Genomic DNA, 17,625 nt, shown 5'->3' with positions numbered 1-17,625 from the left:
TTTTATTGTGATATAATGTATCAGTTAGTTTAGGTGCATAATTTGAGTGCATCTGGGAAAATTATAGACTTGTCAAGTTGGAGGATTAATGAAAACTCGAGGAATCACAGAAGGGGCACTATTTTGTGCACTAGCAGTAATACTTACTTTGATTTGCTATTACATTCCTTTTTTAGTCATATTAGTATTTTTTATCCCTGTTCCCATGGTCGTTCTGGGAAAACGACAGGGACTCAAGGTGAGCATTATTTCAAGTTTGGCAGCAACCATTTTAATTTTTTTGTTTATGGACCCCATTACTGCACTGTCATTTGGAGCGCTGATGTTTTTTGTGGGATGCAGTTTAGGGTTTGCCTATTACAAGAACATTTCGCCCGTTAGAAAAGTGATTGTCGGGGCCGTTGGTTTTGGAATCCTCTTAATCGCAGTGGTTTTAGGCTATCAATTCATTATGGGTGTGAATTTTACAAATTACATATTCCAAATGATGGAAACCAGCACAAAAGAAGTGATGAACATTTATGAAACATCAAACATGATCGATGCCAGCCAATTGACAATATTAAAAGATATGATGGACGCCAGAATGCAAACACTGAAACTGGTATTGCCGAGTACATTATTATTGTTGCCGGTGCTATTCTCTACGGTTAATATTGTCGTTTGTGATTTTATTTTAAAACGGATTGGTTATTCGGTGCAAGGATTTGAACCCTTGTCTCAGTGGAAAATACCAGCATCACTTAAGTACTTTCTGGCAATTTTCATTGTCGGAGATTTCATCATCAGTGTTTTTCAAATAACAGCAATACCGGATATCTATATTTACACGTTCATTGTTTTCATTGACCTGATTTTCCTAGTGATGGGAATTTCTTTTATTTTCGATTTTATGGAATATAAAAAAGTTCATAATAAGGGCTTAAAGGTTTTAGTCGTTTTTGTGGCCTTGCTCCTTCAATCCTTTGTAACACTATTGGGCGTTGCGGATGTTTACCTGGGGCTTCGCATGATTTTTCGAAGGGAGACCCAAAAAAAATGAAAGAAACAAAGAAAGAAATCGTTTGGTTGGCCATCGTTATCGTGCTAATTTTATCCATCGTTCTTAGTTTTTACAACATATATTTTGGAATCATTGGTGGCATCGCTTTTGCAGTACTAATTATTTATTACACCAAAAATACCTCCTTTGATGAAATAAAAATTGACAAGGCTATCGAGGAAATATACAGTGACTTGGATCAAATAAATCAGGAACGTATGTATGAAATGCCGATAGCTATGGTTATTGTTGATAGCGAAGGCATCATTTATTGGTATAATCAAGCATTTGGAAACGCCTTTAAAAATGAGAAGGAAGGTCTTTTTAAAAAAAATATTGTTGATGAATTGGGGATTAGTTTGCTAGACGCAAAAAAACAGGAGGATTTCACATTCCATTATGGAGAAAGTGACTATGGCGTTGTAACGAATGCTTTTTCAGACAGTGTTCATAGCTTTGAATTACTTCATTTTTTTGATATAACAGAGCAAAGCAGAGAGAGACAGCTTTACCGGAAAAATTCGCCATTGTTTTGCTATATTGTCAATGATAATTATGATGAGATTATTGAAAAAATTCCCAGCCATAAACGTTCTGCAATATTGGGAAAAGTAGATCTCAAACTCAATGAATGGGCGAAACAATTAGGAAGTGTCATTATTGAATATGAAAGTGATCGCTATTTAATGATTTTTGAACGTGGAAAAATCTGTTCTTTGGAAAAAGAGAACTTTAAAATACTGGATGCCGTCCGAGAAATCGAAAATGATGAAAAAATACCGATTACCTTAAGTATTGGCATTGGCATTCCTGAAAATATCATGGGAATCGTCGAATCCCAGGAATTGTCACATTCAGCTTTGGATATTGCTTTGGCTCGAGGGGGAGATCAGGCCGTGGTTAGACGGGATGAAAAAATGTCCTTCTATGGCGGAAAAACCGAAGCCACTGAAAAAAGAACCAAGGTAAAAGCCAGGGTTAAGGCATATGGATTAAAAGAATTAATCAAAGAGGCTGACCACGTGCTGTTAATGGGACACCAGAATCCAGACATGGATTGTTTAGGCAGTGCGGTGGGTCTGCTGGGAGCCTGTAAAGCCTTGGGAAAAGATGGAAAAATAGTTGTCAAGGAAATCAATTATTCAATTAAGTCTCTTTTTGATTATCTTTTAGAAAATGAGGCCTATCAGGAAGCTTTTATTACACCAAAAGAAGCTGAAAGCTATGGGACGAAAAATACTTTATTAATTGTTTTAGATACCCAAAACGTCAATTATTTAGAAATGCCTGGATTAATCGATCAAATAACAAAAATTGTCGTGATTGACCACCATCGACGATCAGGAAAAGCCATTAGTAATACGTTGTTAAATTACACCGAAGTCTACGCCTCTTCAACTTGTGAATTGGTGACGGAACTGCTTCAGTATTTTGGCGAAAAGAGTCAATTGAATCAGATTGAGGCAAATGCTCTGATGGCGGGAATTTGTATGGACACCAAGATGTTTACCCTTAAGACCGGCGTTAGGACTTTCGAAGCCGCATCCTATTTAAGAAGAAAGGGTGCCGATACGATTGTCAGTAAAATCCTTTTACAGGATGATTTAAACACCTATACGGCGAAATCGGATGCAGTAAAGAATGCAAAAATATATTTTGACAACATTGCCATATCGACTTTTGAGAACAACTCAGATTATGGAAAAGTCATCGCTGCCCAGGCTGCCGATGAACTCTTAAACATTAAGGGAATTGTGGCTTCTTTTATTATCCTAAAAAATGATGAGGGACTTGCCATCAGCGCCCGATCTATGGGCGATGTCAATGTTCAAATTATTCTAGAAAAATTAGGCGGCGGCGGACACTTAGCGATTGCTGGGGCACAATTTCCAGGAGAAAAAGACCTTGAAGTTGGGATCGACTTGCTGCTAACAGCAATAAAAAAATACAAGAAGGAGAATGAATCATGAAAGTTGTTTTATTAGAGAATGTTAAAAATATTGGAAATAAGGGAGATGTTGTAGAAGTAAAGGATGGTTATGGCAGAAATTTCCTGATAAAAACAAAAAAAGGAGTCATTGGAAATAAAGAAAACATTGCGTTGGCAGAAAAAGAGAAAATAACAGAAATTAAGCGAATAGAAGAAGAGCGACAGGAAGCCATTGCCTTGGCTAAAAAAATTGATGAAACGGAAATAACGATTACCGAGCGTGCCGGAGAAGATGGTAAACTTTTTGGCTCGGTGACCAGTAAAGATATTACGGAAATATTGGAAAAAGAAAAAGGAATAAAAGTGGATAAGCGGAAGGTTGAACTCGAAATGCCGATTCGCAATGTGGGACGCATTGAAGTTAAAATCAAGACTTATCAGGGGATCATCGGTAATTTGACAGTTGTTGTAAAAGGCGAAGCCTAGGAGCCAAGTGTGATGAATCCAAAAGTTCCCCCACATAATATTGAAGCAGAACAATCCGTTTTAGGTGCCATCCTCATGGAGGAGTCGAATATTGCCCGGGCTGAAGAGCTGTTATCTCCAGATGAATTTTATCGGGGGGCACACAAAGAAATTTATCAGTGTATGCTGGATCTTCACAACGAAAGAAAACCGATCGATACGGTTACCTTGATCAATGTCTTAAGAAATCGGGGCGTGCTTGATAAAATCGGAGGAATTGGCTATCTCAGCGAACTGATTGAGATGGTGCCAATTAATCGAAATTATGTGGAATACTGTCAAATTGTTCATGAGAAAGCGGTTGTCCGAAATCTGATTCATACAGCGACTCAAATTTTAGAAGATAGCTATGGGCACTACGATAATGTTGGGGATGTCATTGATCGAGCGGAGCAGGAAATTTTCAAAGTTTCCCAGGGCCGTCGAACCGGAGACTTTCAGAGCATTCAGGAGACCCTCAGCACGACGCTTTCTCAAATTGAAGCAATTGAAAGCAATAAAGGAAAGCTTACGGGTATCGAAACCGGTTTTGCGGAGTTGAATCATATTACCTCCGGATTACAGCCTTCGGATTTGATTATTGTAGCGGCACGGCCTTCCATGGGGAAAACGGCCTTTGCGCTTAATATTGCTCAAAATGCAGCAGTGAAAGACAATTGTTCAGTGGCAGTGTTCAGTTTGGAAATGGCCAAGGAACAATTGGTACAACGGATGCTTTGTGCAACAGCTCTAGTGGACAGCAATAACGTGCGAACGGGAAATTTGTCCAAGGAAGACTGGGAGCGGATAGTCGTTGGTTATAATACGCTCTATGGGGCCAGTATTTATATCGATGACACGCCGGGAATTACCGTTTCGGAAGTACGTTCAAAATGTCGCCGGTTGAAAACAGAGAAGTCGCTGGATTTGATCGTCATTGATTATCTACAACTAATGGGTGGAGGCGGAAGAACTGAAAATCGCCAAAATGAAATTTCTGAAATGTCCCGAGGATTAAAAGCGCTGGCGAGAGAAATGAATGCGCCTGTGATTGCCTTATCTCAGTTGAGTCGTGCTCCGGATGCACGAACCGATCATCATCCGGTTATGTCGGATTTACGAGAATCAGGATCGATTGAACAGGATGCGGATGTGGTGATGCTGTTGTTCCGGGAATACTATTATGAAAAAAATCCGGAATTAAAAAACATTGCCGAGATAAACATTGCCAAACAGCGTAATGGCCCGACGGGAACCATTCGGTTGGCATGGATTCCAGAGTATACAAAATTCAACGATTTAGCGGTAGGATTTAATGAAGAGGATTATGGACCGGATGTGTTTGCTTAATTAAAGGAAGTGATACAATGAATTATGATGTCATTATTATTGGTGCAGGACCAAGCGGTATTTTTGCAGCAATGGAATTAAAAAATAAAAATAAAAATTTAAAAATATTAATGCTGGAAAAAGGAAATTCCATCGAAAAACGAATTTGTCCCAAACGAAAAACAAATAAGTGTATGGGCTGCAACCCCTGTAATATCACAACTGGTTTTGCCGGGGCCGGGGCTTATTCTGACGGGAAGCTATCGCTGTCGCCAGATGTTGGCGGTGAGCTTCCAGCGTACATTGGTTATAATAATACGGTTGATCTGATAAAATATGTTGACGATCTTTACATTCAGTTTGGAGCAGATAAACGGGTTCACGGACTAGATAATCCTCAAAAAATAAGAGAGATTCGAACTAAAGCCATTCAAAACAACTTAAAACTCATTGAATGTCCGGTACGTCATATGGGCACCGAGGTCGGCTATACCATTTATCAACGGATTCAGAATTATTTAATCAACGATTTAGGCGTTGAAATTAAATTTAGAACACCGGTCCAGAGATTAGTCGTTGAAGACAACACGGTGGTGGGGGCTGTGGCAAAAGACGAAACTTATACTGCCGACAAGGTGCTTGTTGCGGTTGGCCGAGACGGGTCGGAGTGGTTCACAACCATGTGTGATGAATACAAGGTGGAAACCAAGGTCGGTAAAATTGATATTGGCGTTCGTCTGGAAACACGTAATGAGGTTATGCAGGAAATTAATGACGCCTTGTATGAAGGAAAACTGGTTTATTATACCCCAACTTTTGATGACAGCGTTCGTACTTTCTGCTCAAATCCCGGAGGTGTGGTGTCGACGGAATATTATGACAATCACCTGGCAGTGGTAAATGGTCACAGCTATAAAGCGGACAATTTAAAAACCAACAATACCAATTTTGCGTTGTTGGTATCGAAGAGTTTTACAGAACCGTTTAATGAAGCCGTTGCTTATGGAAAGCACATTGCCAGTCTGGGAAACATGTTAACCGGTAATAAGATTATGGTACAGCGTTATGGTGATTTTTTAAGAGGTCGACGGACGACAGAAGAGCGCCTTTTACGCAATAATCTTCGACCAACTTTAATTGATGCAGTACCCGGAGATTTATGTCTCGTTCTTCCGTATCGGATCATGAAGGATATTGACGAAATGATTAAGGCGTTGGATCATGTATCACCAGGTCTTGCCAGTGATGAAACCTTGTTATACGGGGTTGAAGTGAAGTTTTATTCAAACAAGGTGACGGTGGATGAAAACTTCCAATCCAGTGTTAAGAATCTCTATGTTTTGGGAGATGGTGCCGGGATAACCCGAGGCTTGATGCAGGCATCCGCTAATGGTGTTTATGTAGCGCGAAATCTCTATAACGATTAATATGACAGGGAAACTTTATATTGTGGGAACCCCCATTGGTAATTTAGACGATATGAGCATTCGAGCGTTAAGAGTGCTCAAAGAGGTGGATCTGATTGCAGCGGAAGATACCCGACATTCCATTAAATTGCTTAATCATTTTGAAATTCCTAAAAAAATGGTGGCTTATCATCAGCATAATGAACAAAAATCAAGTGAAGGCCTGATAGCGCTTTTAAAGCAGGGGCAGAATATAGCTCTTATCTCGGATGCCGGGATGCCTCTTATTTCAGATCCGGGATCGGTTCTAGTAAAGAACTGCGTCGAAAATGGTATTGCCATGGAGGTGGTTCCGGGACCTAATGCCGGGCTTTGCGGTTTAGTACTTTCCGGTTTGGATACACGGGCATTTCTGTTTCTTGGCTTTTTAGGCAAAGAAAACAAAGCCATTAAAGAGGGCTTAAAACGGATTGAAGAGGCGGAGGTTACCACCGTTCTTTATGAATCCCCCCATCGTTTGACAAAAACCCTGGAGGCCTTGGAAAAATTCGGCTTGGGTCATCGTCAAATGAGCATTTCCAGGGAGATAACAAAAAGATACGAAGAAACTATATATGGCTCCATATCGGAACACAATCAGTATTATCAGGAGCATACACCCCGAGGGGAATACGTTCTCTGTATTGAGGGAAAAACCGATGATGAAGCGCGCACCATTACAAACCTTGAAATTGAGGGGTTAAGTATAGCAGACCATTTAGCTCATTATATAAATGAAGGAATCCCCGAAAAAGAGGCCATGAAACAGGTTGCCAAGGATCGGGGCATCTCGAAACGAGATGTTTATAATGTTGTCAAGCGATAAAAGCGCTTGAAAATATTTTAATTTACAGTATAATTAAGAATAACCAAATATAAAATTATGATGAAGAGAAGAGTAAATGCTGGACTTGTCTAAAGAGAGCCGGAACAGGTGAAAGCCGGTGACAGAAAAAGTATTGAAGATGGCCTTGGAGTAAGTGTGAGTGAGGAAAACGCTAAACTCAAACCGCTTGCAAGCGATAAAACTTAAAGTTTAATAGACTTATGAAGGCATTATTTGTGAGAATGATGTGAACTAAGGTGGTAACGCGAAACCTTCGCCCTTGATTGGACGAAGGTTTTTTTTGCGAACAAAGTTCAGTGAGCTTTGAAATTTAGAAACAAAAAATTAAGGAGAAAATTATGTCAGATAAAACATTTTACATCACAACCCCGATTTATTACCCTAGCGGGAATCTCCACATTGGGCATACCTATACCACTGTGGCGGCGGATACCATAACCCGGTTTAAAAAGTTGAAAGGGTATGACACATACTTATTAACAGGAACCGATGAACACGGGCAAAAGATTGAAAAGGCAGCAGCAGCAGCAGGTGTGTCGCCAAAAGAGTATGTGGATGGGGTTGTCGCAGGAATTAAAAATCTTTGGGACACAATGAATATTAATTATGATCAGTTTATTCGAACCACGGATCCCGAACATGAGAAAACCATTCAACGGATTTTTAAAAAACTCTATGATCAGGGGGATATTTACAAATCCAACTACGAAGGCATGTACTGTACGCCTTGCGAATCATTTTGGACAGAAAGTCAGTTAGTGGACGGAAATTGCCCGGATTGTGGACGACCGGTGGAAAAAGCATCGGAAGAAGCTTATTTCTTTAAAATGTCAAAATATGCGGATGATCTGTTAAAATACATCGAAGAAAATCCGGATTTCATCCAGCCGGAATCCCGAAAAAATGAAATGATCAACAATTTCATTAAGCCGGGTCTTCAGGATCTGTGTGTCTCCAGAACCTCTTTCAGCTGGGGCGTACCGGTGGACTTTGATCCCGGACATGTCGTCTATGTATGGATTGACGCCCTTCCCAACTATATTTCTGCCCTCGGCTACCTAAACGATAAACCAGATTTAATGAACAGATATTGGCCGGCAGATGTTCATTTAGTCGGAAAAGATATTATTCGTTTCCATACGATTTATTGGCCAATTATTCTCATGGCATTAAAGTTGCCGCTGCCAAAAAAAGTATACGGACATGGCTGGATTCTCTTAAAAGGCGGAAAAATGTCGAAATCTGTGGGTAACGTTGTGGATCCTGTGACATTAGTGGATAAATACGGAGTCGATGCTTTGCGTTATCATGTCCTTCGAGAAATGAATTATGGTTCTGATGGCGTTTACAATGAAGATCTTTTAGTCAGCCATATTAATTCAGATCTGGCCAATGATTTAGGGAATTTGCTCAGTCGAACCTTAGCGATGACAGAAAAGTACTTTGATGGGATCATCCCGGCAGAACGCGAGAAGGGTGAATTTGATGACAGTCTGATCGAATTGGCAAAAAAGACACCTGAAGTGGTTAGTGAATACATGGACAAGCTTGATTTCAGTAGAGCTTTAGAGGAAATTTGGAAGCTGATCTCCCGTTCGAATAAGTATATTGATGAAACCCAACCATGGGTATTGGGTAAAGATCCGGAAAAGAAGGGAAGACTTGCTCAGGTTATGTATAATCTAACCGAATGCCTGCGGATTGTCACTGTCCTTATTTCTTCCGCTATGCCCCAAACGGCAGAAAAAATGACAGTTCAGTTAAACTGTCCAAGTGATTGTCTGACCTGGGAAAGCATTCAAAAATTCGGAGGATTCCCGGAGGGGATTGCAGTCAAACGGAGCGAAGCCTTATTCCCCAGAATTGAATTCAATAAGAAAGAAGAAGCAACCAAGGAAAACAAAAAAACGGAAAATAAAAAAGCAGCAAAAGAAAATTCAGAAGCGCTTCCAGAAGGACTCATCACCATTGATGATTTTGCCAGGGTGAAGCTTCGAGTGGCTGAAATAGTGGCCTGCGAACGGCATCCCGATGCAGACCGATTACTGGTGCTGCAGTTAATGGTAGGATTGGAAAAACGACAGGTGGTATCCGGAATTGCTAAATATTACAAACCCGAGGAACTGGTTGGGAAAACAGTTATTTTGGTAGCAAACTTAAAACCGGTAAACCTTCGTGGCATCGAATCCAACGGCATGATTTTGGCGGCTACAAAAGGCAAAAAGTTATCTCTGGTAACAGTTGAGGGTATTCCATCTGGTGGAAAAGTTTCCTAATAATTACTATTTAAAAAAGCACGCAATGGCTGATTAGCCATTGCGTGCTTTTAAGAATAAGTTGAATTTTAAAGGCTTTTTATCGCATCAATATATTCGCTCTTTTCACGAACGCCGACAAAACGATTCACCGCTTCACCGTTCTTAAAGAAAACGACGGTAGGAATACTCATGACTCTAAACTGTTGGGCAAGTGTTTGATTTTCATCCACATTGATTTTGCATACTTTCATGCCGTCAGGAAGTGCCAGAGCAATTTCGTCTATTGTTGGGGACAGTGCTTTGCAAGGTCCACACCATTCTGCCCAAAAATCCACCATGACCGCTCCATTATAGGATAAGATCTCGGTTTCGAAATTTTCCATATTGATGTTAATCGTTTTTTCATTGGACATTTTTATTACTCCTTATAAATTGTATTTGCTCACATATTATATAATAATTCTGGTAAAGATAAAAGGATAAAAGATAAATTTCTGCTATTAAAAGAAAGCCTTTGTGTTAAAATAGAGAAATGAACAAAAGTATATTGAAAAAAGAACTGGAAAAAATAAATAAAAAGAATAAGCGGCGCTTTTACATGCCGGGACATAAAGGACGAGGGGGAGACTTCGATTTTTATGCCTATGATATCACCGAAATTCCGGGTGCAGACAATCTTCATGATGTCCATGGTGTGATTGGAACTGTACAAAGGAAATTAGCAAAAATCTATAACAGTGATGAAGCTGCAATTTTAATAAATGGAACGACCACGGGGATACACAGCGCCATTTTGGGAGCGTGTGTATCCGGAGATCAACTTCTGGTGCCGGTAAATTGTCATCGATCAGTATTTGGAGCCTTGGCTTTAGGCCGAATTGAAGGAGTTTTTATCAATCCGAAAATTCAAAAGGATATGGGCTTTGCACAAAAAATAGAGCTGGAAAGTGTAAAAAAAGCACTGTCAGAAAATTCGAAAATAGCAGGGATGGTTCTAACCAATCCAACTTATTATGGAACAACGAGTGACGTAAAGGCCATCGCCGAGTTGCTTCATAGGAAGGGGAAATTTCTGATTGTGGATGAGGCTCATGGCGCGCATTTGCATTTTAATAACAAGCTGCCTATGGATGCGATAACAGCAGGAGCTGATGTGGTGATTCAAAGTACCCATAAAATTTTAGGATCGTTTACCCAAAGCGCTTTGATCCATTTCAAAGGAGAACGGATTAATCGGCAGCGGATAAAATCATTCCTTGCTTTACTGCAAAGCTCATCCCCCAGCTATCCCTTAATGATTTCTGTTGAAGAAGCGGTGGATATGGCCTGTGAAAAAGGGGAAGCCGTATTTGAAAGCATCATTCAAGCGCATCGGAGATTCTGTCAAAATCAGGAAAAAAGTGCTCCGATCACGTTATATGATGAAGTGGAATCAGACACCGGTTATGACCGCAGCAAATGGCTCTTTCATACTCAGGGAATATCAGGAGAACAAGTAGAAACGTTGCTTTCAGAAGAATATGGCATACAATGTGAAATGTCAGGTGATGATGATGTATTGGCCATGACCGGGATGGGGACCACATCAGAAGATTTAGAGCGTTTAACTCAAGCCGTTTGGGAGTTGAATGATAAGATTAAGCTTCGCGATTTTACCGGAAGACCGGTTGGAAAGAAGAATGGTCAAGCTCAAGAAAATCGGTTGACCGAATCGATAAAAACGGAAGTTTCCTTATGGGAAGCACTCACTTCTGATGCTACGGAAAGAGAATCCTTACAAGATGCCCAAGGACGTTTAGTAGCAGCGTTTATTATTCCCTATCCCCCGGGAATACCGGTATTGCTGCCGGGGAGCAGAATGACACCGGAAATACTGGCCTATTTAAGCCACTTATTGGATCAAGGCGTGGCGGTGGTGGGAATCGATGGGAATCGGGAACTTTTATTACTTAAAGAAAAGGGAGCAATTCATGAATCATAAAAAACATAAAGGCCAGCTTATGGTCATTGAAGGGGTGGATGGCAGCGGCAAGGAAACTCAAACCAAATTGCTCTATGATCGGTTGGTGAAACAGGGAGAAACAGTCATGACGGTTTCTTATCCAAGATATGACAAAGAATCCTCAGCCATGGTAAAATTGTACTTAAGTGGGGCCTTTGGAGCAGATCCCAGTACGGTAAGTCCTTATATCGCATCGACTTTTTATGCAGCTGACCGATACGCGTCTTACAAAGAAGACGGTGAGGATTTTTTAAACCAGGGTGGCACGGTATTGGCTGATCGATATACAACCTCAAATATGGTTCATCAGGCTGGTAAAATTCGCGATGAAAAAGAGCGGAAAAAATTTCTCGATTGGCTCTGGGATTATGAATTTAACCTCTATGGGTTACCCATTCCGGATCAGGTTTTCTTTTTAAACATTCCTCCGGAAATTAATGAAGAGTTGATGAAAAATCGTAACAATAAAATAACCGGAAAACAGGAAAAAGATATTCATGAGAAAAGTCCTGAGCATTTAAGGGATTCATATAAAAGCGCCTTGGCCTTGGTTCATGAATATGGATGGACAGAAATTAACTGTGTTCACCAGGGAAAATTAAGAAGCATTGAAAGTATTCATGAAGAAATTTGGAATTGTATAAAGACAAAGGAGAGTCAATCAAATGATTGAAGATCAATATATATATTTAACGATGGCCGCCACTGATATTGAATTTCTTTTGCTAAAAAATTATCTAAGTGTCAATGGCATTCCGGTGATTACCAAAGAAAAAGGGTTTGGTGGACCGCTCCGAAGTATTTTTATGGGAAATTTTACCCCGGCACATATTGAAGTATTTGTAAGAGATAGCGACTATGACGAAGCGGCGATGCTACTGGATTATGAAAAATTTAATGCTGAATTGGATGAAGAATTAGAGCTGGCACAGAATGGCGACGAAGAGGATGAGGAAAAAAACAAGCCTAATTAAGTAGGTTTAATTGGGGGAAAAATAATGTTTGAAAAAATAGTTGGACATCAAACCATTACAAACCATCTAGAAAAAGAAATAGCTGGAGGCGCGGTTGGCCATGCCTATCTTTTTTCCGGAATGGATGGGATTGGAAAGAAGAAAGCCGCTAAAGAATTTGCCAAAGCGCTTCTTTGTTTAGATACTGAAAAGAAACCGTGTGGGCATTGCCCGGTATGTATTCAGATTGATCACGAAAATCATCCGGATGTGAATGTGATTACGCCTAAAACCGGAGAGGTCAGCATTAAGATTAACCAGATTCGGGAAATGATCAGCGATTTGTCGGTTAAACCCTACTCTGGAAATTGGCGCATTGTAATTATTGATGGCGCAGAAACAATGACGCCGGAAGCCCAGAATAGTCTGCTAAAGTCGCTGGAAGAACCGTTGAGTTATAATATCTTTATCCTTTTAACCAGCCATCCTCAATCGCTCTTGCCAACGATTCGGTCCCGCTGTCAAAGTTATCATTTTCAGCCGCTTGCGAGTGAAGAAATCGAAAAAATTTTTCAGCAAGAAACGGAGTTTGACGAGCAGGCAATTAGTGAAGCGGCTCTTTCTGCCGGGGGTTCCCCGGGGATGGCATATTATCTTTTAACCAACCGTGAGATACGAGAAGAAAGAATCCATTATCTCAGAGAGATTTACAGCCTTTTGAGAGGGAATGAGATTAAAGTTTTTTCTTTAGCAGAAGCCTTGTCAAAGGATAAAATAACCAGCCAGGGGATACTTGAGTTTTTAATTAATTGGTTTTATGAAGTAGGCCTTCTGCTGGAAGGACATCCGCTGCCAGGCGAGGCAAAACCAAATAAAATACAGATTGAGTTTCATAAAATACTTCAAAATGAAAAAAATATAGCCATTATTAAAACATTATTTGAAATGATGGCGACAATACAATATAATGTTAACTTAAGATTGCAATGGGAAAAGTGTTTCATTAAGATAATGAAAATTCAGAAAGGATAAATCCAATGGGAAAATCAGTCGTCGGTGTACGATTTAAAAAGGTTGGAAAAATATATTACTTCGATCCATTAGATATTGTGTTTAATCAGTTTGATCCGGTTATCGTTGAAACGGTCAGAGGAATTGAATATGGAGAAATCGCTTTAACAGCAAGAGAAGTCGATGATGAAGAGATTGTAGCACCGGTAAAACCGGTTATTCGCAAGGCCACAGAAAAAGATACCCTTGAATATGAAAAACTTAAGCGGAATGAAGTTGATGCAAGAGAAATTTTCATCACAAAGGCAAAAAAACATAAGCTGGAAATGAAACTGATCGATGTGGAATACACATTTGACCAAAAAAAAGCGATATTTTATTTTACTGCGGAAGGACGAGTCGATTTTAGAGAGCTGGTGAAAGACCTGGCATCGATATTCAAGGTTCGAATTGAGCTTAGACAAATAGGTGTTCGTGATGAAGCAAAAATCTTTAAAGGATTAGGGGTCTGCGGTCGGACTACCTGCTGTGCCCAATGGTTAGGCGACTTTACGCCGGTATCTATAAAGATGGCCAAAGAGCAAAACTTATCTTTGAATTCCACAAAAATTTCAGGCATTTGCGGACGTCTGTTATGCTGTTTAACCTATGAGCAAGAATTTTATGAAACGGTTTCCAAGAAATTGCCAAAGGTCGGACAAAAAGTTATTACTGCAGACGGAGAAGGCGAAGTATTTAAGCTAAGCATACTTCAAGAAACCGTTTTCGTTAAAATACAGGTTAATAAAGATGAAACTGAGGTAAAAAAATATCTTTTAGAGGAAATCGAAGTAAAAAAATACGAAAAAGTCAAAAAAGACAAAGAATCATCTTGATTTCAATACAAAAAAGGATATAATAAATATGTTGTAAATGCTAAAAGGAGGGATTTTCGATGGCTTATAGAATTACAGATGAATGTATTGCTTGTGGCTCATGCGCGGATGAGTGTCCGTCAGAAGCAATTTCTGAAGGCGATATCTACGTTATTGATGCAGATAAATGTACCGAATGCGGTACATGTGCAGAACAATGTCCAGTAGAAGCAATTGTCCAGGAATAGTTAGCAAAGTTAAAAAAGGCGCCTTTTAGAGAAATCTAAAAGGTGCCTTTAACTTTGCTATGAGAGTTTTGATGCTAAGTTTTTCAAAATAATTGTGTTAGAATGAAAATCATCTGGGTATATAAATTAGAAGAATAGAAGAAAGAAATTTAGATATTATGAATATCTGCTGGAGGAAAGAATGCAAAAATATGTATGTGATATCTGTGGCTACATGTATGATCCGAAACTTGGGGATCCAGATAATGAAATTAATCCAGGAACAGCCTTTGAAGATCTGCCGGATGATTGGATTTGTCCATTGTGTGGTGTAGATAAAGATGACTTTTCATTAGAAGATTAAATCCAGTCAATGATCCCATAAAAAAGGGCTTAAGCTCTTTTTTTTATGGGATCATTGAGGTATAATGAAATTCAATATAGAATAATGGAGGAGTTATGTCAGTTAAAGCACGTGAAATTCTGGAGAGTAAACAAATTAGTATCCCCACATTAATAATAATGATGCTGGTTCTTGTTGGTTATACATTTTTCTATAACCGGGTTATCAACAACGTAGCGGATTATCAGTTAAAAACAATTATAGGCATTGTTTGTTTGGTTGTGATGATTATTTTGTTTTTATTATCATTGCGTTATGTTACTACAAGTTTTGAAATGGTACTTACCCACGATCGATTAATCATTGATCGAAAAATAGTATTCTTTAAAAAAACAGTTTCAGAAATTAGAATCAATGATATAAAAAAAATACTCCCAATAGAAGATGTCGTAAAAGTCGAAGGTACAAAACAAAACTTCACCTTGACAAATATTGAAGGAAAACGAAAATATACTGTTCTCTATGAAGGACAAGGAAAAATTTGCTCGATAAAAATACAATGTTCGGGAAATTTCTATGATTCTTTAAAAAAACTAGTCAAAATAAGATAGCTTTAAGGAAGACTTAAGCTTAATAGAGTATTATTTAGTTATAACAAGTTACCCTCTTTCAAAGTTTTTAGAAAAAACCGAATGCTTTCACACAGCTTCGGTTTTTTTATTTTTTGAAAAGGAGAATTTATTAGCTGAATATGTCAAATGAGGAAATAATGTTATTGTTATTATGATCGTAAATCGGGTATAATACTTTTTAAATAGTATAGGATTAATGAAAGAAGGGAAAAACGAAATGGAAATTGTAGCAATAATGGGAAGTCATCGAAACGGTCATAATACCCAAAAAGCATTGGACTTTTTTTTAAAACAAATTGATGCTGATTATGAATTACATCTATATAATGTTAATAAAATAAAAATCGAACCTTGTAAGGCCTGTGATTATTGTGTGGAGCACCAGGGAGAATGTATCATCAAAGATGATGCGATGCCAGATGTCTATAAAAGAATAGAAACTTGCGATTTATTGATTATTGCAAGTCCTATTTATTTTAGCGCATTCCCGTCTAAAATAAAAGCACTGATTGATCGCACCCAAATGTTGTACAATCTGAAAGATCGTTCAATTATAAAAAAGAAGAAGTTGGTGGTGATTGGCGTTGGTGGTGCACCACATTATCCACGACAATTTCAGGCAATGGAAAACACGCTTGAATGGTATAAAAAATACCTAAATTGTGAAGAAATTGGATATGTTAAGTTTTCCCATACTGATGAAGTCAGTGTATTAGAAAATAAAAATGGGTTGGAAAGCCTTCAGAAAATTGGTGAAAAAGTTAACGAAATCGTTGCTGATAACGAGAATTAATTAAAGGAGAAAAAGACGATGGCAAAAGTAATAGATCAAAATGGATTTAATGAATTGGTACTAAACAGTAAAGGTGTAATATTGGTTGATTTTTTTGCGACATGGTGTGGACCCTGCAAAGCACTCGCCCCAGTTTTAGAAGAAGTATCCGTTTTGTTAAAGGATAAAGTGCAGATAGTTAAAGTTGATATTGATCAGAGTCAGGCACTCGCTAAAGAATACAAGGTAATGAGTGTTCCGACAATGAAGATATTTAAAGATGGCCAAGTTGTTGAAACCATTGTTGGTCTTCAATCTAAAAATGTTTTGGTGGATAAGTTAAACTATTATGCAGGATAAATAAAATTAGGCAATCAAATTGAGATCATTTCTAAAGCAGAAGTGGTCTTTTTTTATGTTGCAAACTGATGAGTACCGGCATCTATTTTGTTTGCGAAAAATAGCGATTCAAATGAAAACGACTACCTTTCTGAATGATGCTTTTGTACATAGACAATTGAAAGATTTTGTCGTATTATCAGACATTGGAGACTAATAGTCTAATTACAATGATAATACAGAGTGCTATACTGCATGAAGCAAAAGAAAAGGAGTCGGTTATGAACAAAAAAAGTATGACTAAACGGAATATTCAACGGATCGCTGTCATTATCGGGGTTATCATCATACCTCTTATGTATAGTTATTTCTATCTCAGTGCCTTTTGGGATCCTTATTCAAAACTTGAAGGTTTACCCATTGCGGTTGTCAACAATGATTCAGGGGCCCTCATTAATAATGAACAGCGAAATCTGGGGAATGAATTTGTTGATCAATTAAAGGATGACGGTTCATTTGATTATATTGTCACCAATGAAACAGATGCCACCATCAATACGGAGGGAACAAAATACTATGCAATGATTAGTATTCCCAGTAATTTTTCCAGCGATATCGCTTCGGCGGCCGATAAAACCAAACAGACGGCAACCATTACGTTCTCGGCCAATGAAAAGCGCAATTATCTGGCCAGCCAGATTTTAAGCCGGGCCGTCCTGCAAATGGAAACAAGTCTCAGAGAGAATATATCGGCGGAAATTGTCAATCATTTAACGGATCAGGTGGCCGAAGTTCCCGGACAATTGGAAACCTTGAATGACGGGCTGACCCAGCTGTCGGATGGATCGTCCCAGTTGGTGGACGGGTCCCAGACGTTGGCAGACGGATCCCAGACCGTGGCGAATGGTTCGCAGACCCTGGCGGATGGCACTCAGACGCTGGCGGATGGAACCCAAACCCTGGCCGACGGATCCCAGACCCTGCAGTCCGGAACCGCGCAGTTTGCTTCGAAATTCTCTGATTTCAATACCGGCCTCAGCACCCTTAAAAGCGGTTCGGCCCAGTTGAATATCGGAGCCCAGACCCTGGCGGCGGGAACGGACCAGCTGGACGACGGAATTCAGGCCTATACGGCTG

General features: G+C 39.3%; 19 protein-coding genes and 1 other annotated feature. Of the genes, 18 read left to right on the top strand and 1 reads right to left on the bottom strand.

The window, feature by feature from the left end; genetic code table 11:
• The first annotated feature begins 88 nt into the window (after nt 1-88).
• The 7 genes from FZC40_RS12325 (at nt 89) to metG (ending at nt 9,373) form a co-directional block, all read left to right on the top strand.
• Nucleotides 89-1,042, top strand: a complete 954-nt coding sequence (locus FZC40_RS12325; protein ID WP_148604763.1) for a YybS family protein — start codon at nt 89-91, stop codon at nt 1,040-1,042.
• On the top strand, nt 1,039-3,012 hold the full coding sequence (locus tag FZC40_RS12320) for a DHH family phosphoesterase (RefSeq protein WP_148604760.1): 1,974 nt from the start codon (nt 1,039-1,041) through the stop codon (nt 3,010-3,012). Before FZC40_RS12325 ends, FZC40_RS12320 begins: the two co-directional genes overlap by 4 nt.
• Nucleotides 3,009-3,458 (top strand): 50S ribosomal protein L9, encoded by a 450-nt coding sequence (gene rplI / locus FZC40_RS12315; protein WP_148604758.1) that lies wholly within the window; start codon nt 3,009-3,011, stop codon nt 3,456-3,458. Before FZC40_RS12320 ends, rplI begins: the two co-directional genes overlap by 4 nt.
• Nucleotides 3,459-3,470: 12 nt before the next feature.
• Complete coding sequence (gene dnaB, locus FZC40_RS12310) at nt 3,471-4,826, top strand: replicative DNA helicase (RefSeq protein ID WP_207706726.1); 1,356 nt, start codon at nt 3,471-3,473, stop codon at nt 4,824-4,826.
• A 17-nt stretch (nt 4,827-4,843) separates the two neighbouring features.
• Nucleotides 4,844-6,232, top strand: a complete 1,389-nt coding sequence (locus FZC40_RS12305; RefSeq protein WP_148604754.1) for an NAD(P)/FAD-dependent oxidoreductase — start codon at nt 4,844-4,846, stop codon at nt 6,230-6,232.
• Between the two features lie 22 nt (nt 6,233-6,254).
• Nucleotides 6,255-7,076, top strand: a complete 822-nt coding sequence (gene rsmI / locus FZC40_RS12300) for a 16S rRNA (cytidine(1402)-2'-O)-methyltransferase (RefSeq protein WP_337959678.1) — start codon at nt 6,255-6,257, stop codon at nt 7,074-7,076.
• Between the two features lie 51 nt (nt 7,077-7,127).
• Nucleotides 7,128-7,361 (top strand) — a binding site (T-box leader).
• Between the two features lie 74 nt (nt 7,362-7,435).
• Nucleotides 7,436-9,373 carry a methionine--tRNA ligase gene (metG, locus tag FZC40_RS12295; RefSeq protein WP_148604750.1) on the top strand — a complete coding sequence of 646 codons (1,938 nt, stop codon included), beginning with the start codon at nt 7,436-7,438 and terminating at the stop codon, nt 9,371-9,373.
• A gap of 68 nt (nt 9,374-9,441) precedes the next feature.
• Here the strand turns inward: metG and trxA (FZC40_RS12290) are convergent, their stop codons facing one another.
• Nucleotides 9,442-9,768 carry a thioredoxin gene (gene trxA / locus FZC40_RS12290; RefSeq protein ID WP_148567930.1) on the bottom strand — a complete coding sequence of 109 codons (327 nt, stop codon included), beginning with the start codon at nt 9,766-9,768 and terminating at the stop codon, nt 9,442-9,444.
• A gap of 119 nt (nt 9,769-9,887) precedes the next feature.
• Between trxA (FZC40_RS12290) and FZC40_RS12285 the strand changes: the two genes are divergently transcribed.
• The 11 genes from FZC40_RS12285 to FZC40_RS12235 form a co-directional block, all read left to right on the top strand.
• Nucleotides 9,888-11,336, top strand: a complete 1,449-nt coding sequence (locus FZC40_RS12285; protein WP_148604748.1) for an aminotransferase class I/II-fold pyridoxal phosphate-dependent enzyme — start codon at nt 9,888-9,890, stop codon at nt 11,334-11,336.
• Nucleotides 11,326-12,030, top strand: a complete 705-nt coding sequence (locus tag FZC40_RS12280; protein WP_148604746.1) for a dTMP kinase — start codon at nt 11,326-11,328, stop codon at nt 12,028-12,030. The genes FZC40_RS12285 and FZC40_RS12280 overlap by 11 nt, the downstream gene beginning before the upstream one ends.
• Entirely contained in the window at nt 12,023-12,331 is a 309-nt protein-coding gene (locus FZC40_RS12275) for a DUF2007 domain-containing protein (RefSeq protein WP_148604744.1), read from the top strand. Before FZC40_RS12280 ends, FZC40_RS12275 begins: the two co-directional genes overlap by 8 nt.
• 24 nt (nt 12,332-12,355) lie before the next feature.
• A complete protein-coding gene (holB, locus tag FZC40_RS12270) occupies nt 12,356-13,342 on the top strand; it encodes a DNA polymerase III subunit delta' (protein WP_148604742.1) in 987 nt (328 codons plus the stop codon).
• A gap of 5 nt (nt 13,343-13,347) precedes the next feature.
• Nucleotides 13,348-14,196, top strand: coding sequence for a PSP1 domain-containing protein (locus FZC40_RS12265; protein ID WP_148604740.1), 849 nt, complete (start codon nt 13,348-13,350; stop codon nt 14,194-14,196).
• Between the two features lie 59 nt (nt 14,197-14,255).
• Nucleotides 14,256-14,423 carry a 4Fe-4S binding protein gene (locus tag FZC40_RS12260; RefSeq protein WP_148567920.1) on the top strand — a complete coding sequence of 56 codons (168 nt, stop codon included), beginning with the start codon at nt 14,256-14,258 and terminating at the stop codon, nt 14,421-14,423.
• 181 nt (nt 14,424-14,604) lie between these two features.
• On the top strand, nt 14,605-14,766 hold the full coding sequence (rd, locus tag FZC40_RS12255; RefSeq protein ID WP_148604737.1) for a rubredoxin: 162 nt from the start codon (nt 14,605-14,607) through the stop codon (nt 14,764-14,766).
• Nucleotides 14,767-14,861: 95 nt separating this feature from the next.
• A complete protein-coding gene (locus tag FZC40_RS12250) occupies nt 14,862-15,356 on the top strand; it encodes a YdbT family protein (RefSeq protein ID WP_148604734.1) in 495 nt (164 codons plus the stop codon).
• A 238-nt stretch (nt 15,357-15,594) separates the two neighbouring features.
• Nucleotides 15,595-16,170 (top strand): flavodoxin family protein, encoded by a 576-nt coding sequence (locus FZC40_RS12245; RefSeq protein ID WP_148604732.1) that lies wholly within the window; start codon nt 15,595-15,597, stop codon nt 16,168-16,170.
• Between the two features lie 18 nt (nt 16,171-16,188).
• Complete coding sequence (gene trxA, locus FZC40_RS12240; protein ID WP_148604730.1) at nt 16,189-16,509, top strand: thioredoxin; 321 nt, start codon at nt 16,189-16,191, stop codon at nt 16,507-16,509.
• A gap of 260 nt (nt 16,510-16,769) precedes the next feature.
• A partial coding sequence (locus FZC40_RS12235) for a YhgE/Pip domain-containing protein (RefSeq protein WP_187389067.1) occupies nt 16,770-17,625 on the top strand: 856 nt, incomplete at its 3' end.

It is taken from the genome of Acetobacterium tundrae (assembly GCF_008086615.1).
Classification (GTDB): Bacteria; Bacillota; Clostridia; order Eubacteriales; family Eubacteriaceae; genus Acetobacterium; species Acetobacterium tundrae.
Note: the sequence above shows the minus strand (reverse complement) of the source record. Positions and strands in the feature narration are given on the sequence as shown.

Bases quoted from the DNA above. Each gene is read 5' to 3' on its own strand.
- trxA (WP_148604730.1), top strand. From the start codon at position 16,189: ATGGCAAAAGTAATAGATCAAAATGGATTTAATGAATTGGTACTAAAC.
- FZC40_RS12320 (WP_148604760.1), top strand. From the start codon at position 1,039: ATGAAAGAAACAAAGAAAGAAATCGTTTGGTTGGCCATCGTTATCGTG.
- FZC40_RS12250 (WP_148604734.1), top strand. From the start codon at position 14,862: ATGTCAGTTAAAGCACGTGAAATTCTGGAGAGTAAACAAATTAGTATC.
- holB (WP_148604742.1), top strand. From the start codon at position 12,356: ATGTTTGAAAAAATAGTTGGACATCAAACCATTACAAACCATCTAGAA.
- dnaB (WP_207706726.1), top strand. From the start codon at position 3,471: ATGAATCCAAAAGTTCCCCCACATAATATTGAAGCAGAACAATCCGTT.
- FZC40_RS12325 (WP_148604763.1), top strand. From the start codon at position 89: ATGAAAACTCGAGGAATCACAGAAGGGGCACTATTTTGTGCACTAGCA.
- FZC40_RS12265 (WP_148604740.1), top strand. From the start codon at position 13,348: ATGGGAAAATCAGTCGTCGGTGTACGATTTAAAAAGGTTGGAAAAATA.
- metG (WP_148604750.1), top strand. From the start codon at position 7,436: ATGTCAGATAAAACATTTTACATCACAACCCCGATTTATTACCCTAGC.
- FZC40_RS12280 (WP_148604746.1), top strand. From the start codon at position 11,326: ATGAATCATAAAAAACATAAAGGCCAGCTTATGGTCATTGAAGGGGTG.
- trxA (WP_148567930.1), bottom strand. From the start codon at position 9,768: ATGTCCAATGAAAAAACGATTAACATCAATATGGAAAATTTCGAAACC.
- rd (WP_148604737.1), top strand. From the start codon at position 14,605: ATGCAAAAATATGTATGTGATATCTGTGGCTACATGTATGATCCGAAA.
- FZC40_RS12275 (WP_148604744.1), top strand. From the start codon at position 12,023: ATGATTGAAGATCAATATATATATTTAACGATGGCCGCCACTGATATT.
- FZC40_RS12245 (WP_148604732.1), top strand. From the start codon at position 15,595: ATGGAAATTGTAGCAATAATGGGAAGTCATCGAAACGGTCATAATACC.
- rplI (WP_148604758.1), top strand. From the start codon at position 3,009: ATGAAAGTTGTTTTATTAGAGAATGTTAAAAATATTGGAAATAAGGGA.
- FZC40_RS12260 (WP_148567920.1), top strand. From the start codon at position 14,256: ATGGCTTATAGAATTACAGATGAATGTATTGCTTGTGGCTCATGCGCG.
- FZC40_RS12305 (WP_148604754.1), top strand. From the start codon at position 4,844: ATGAATTATGATGTCATTATTATTGGTGCAGGACCAAGCGGTATTTTT.
- FZC40_RS12285 (WP_148604748.1), top strand. From the start codon at position 9,888: ATGAACAAAAGTATATTGAAAAAAGAACTGGAAAAAATAAATAAAAAG.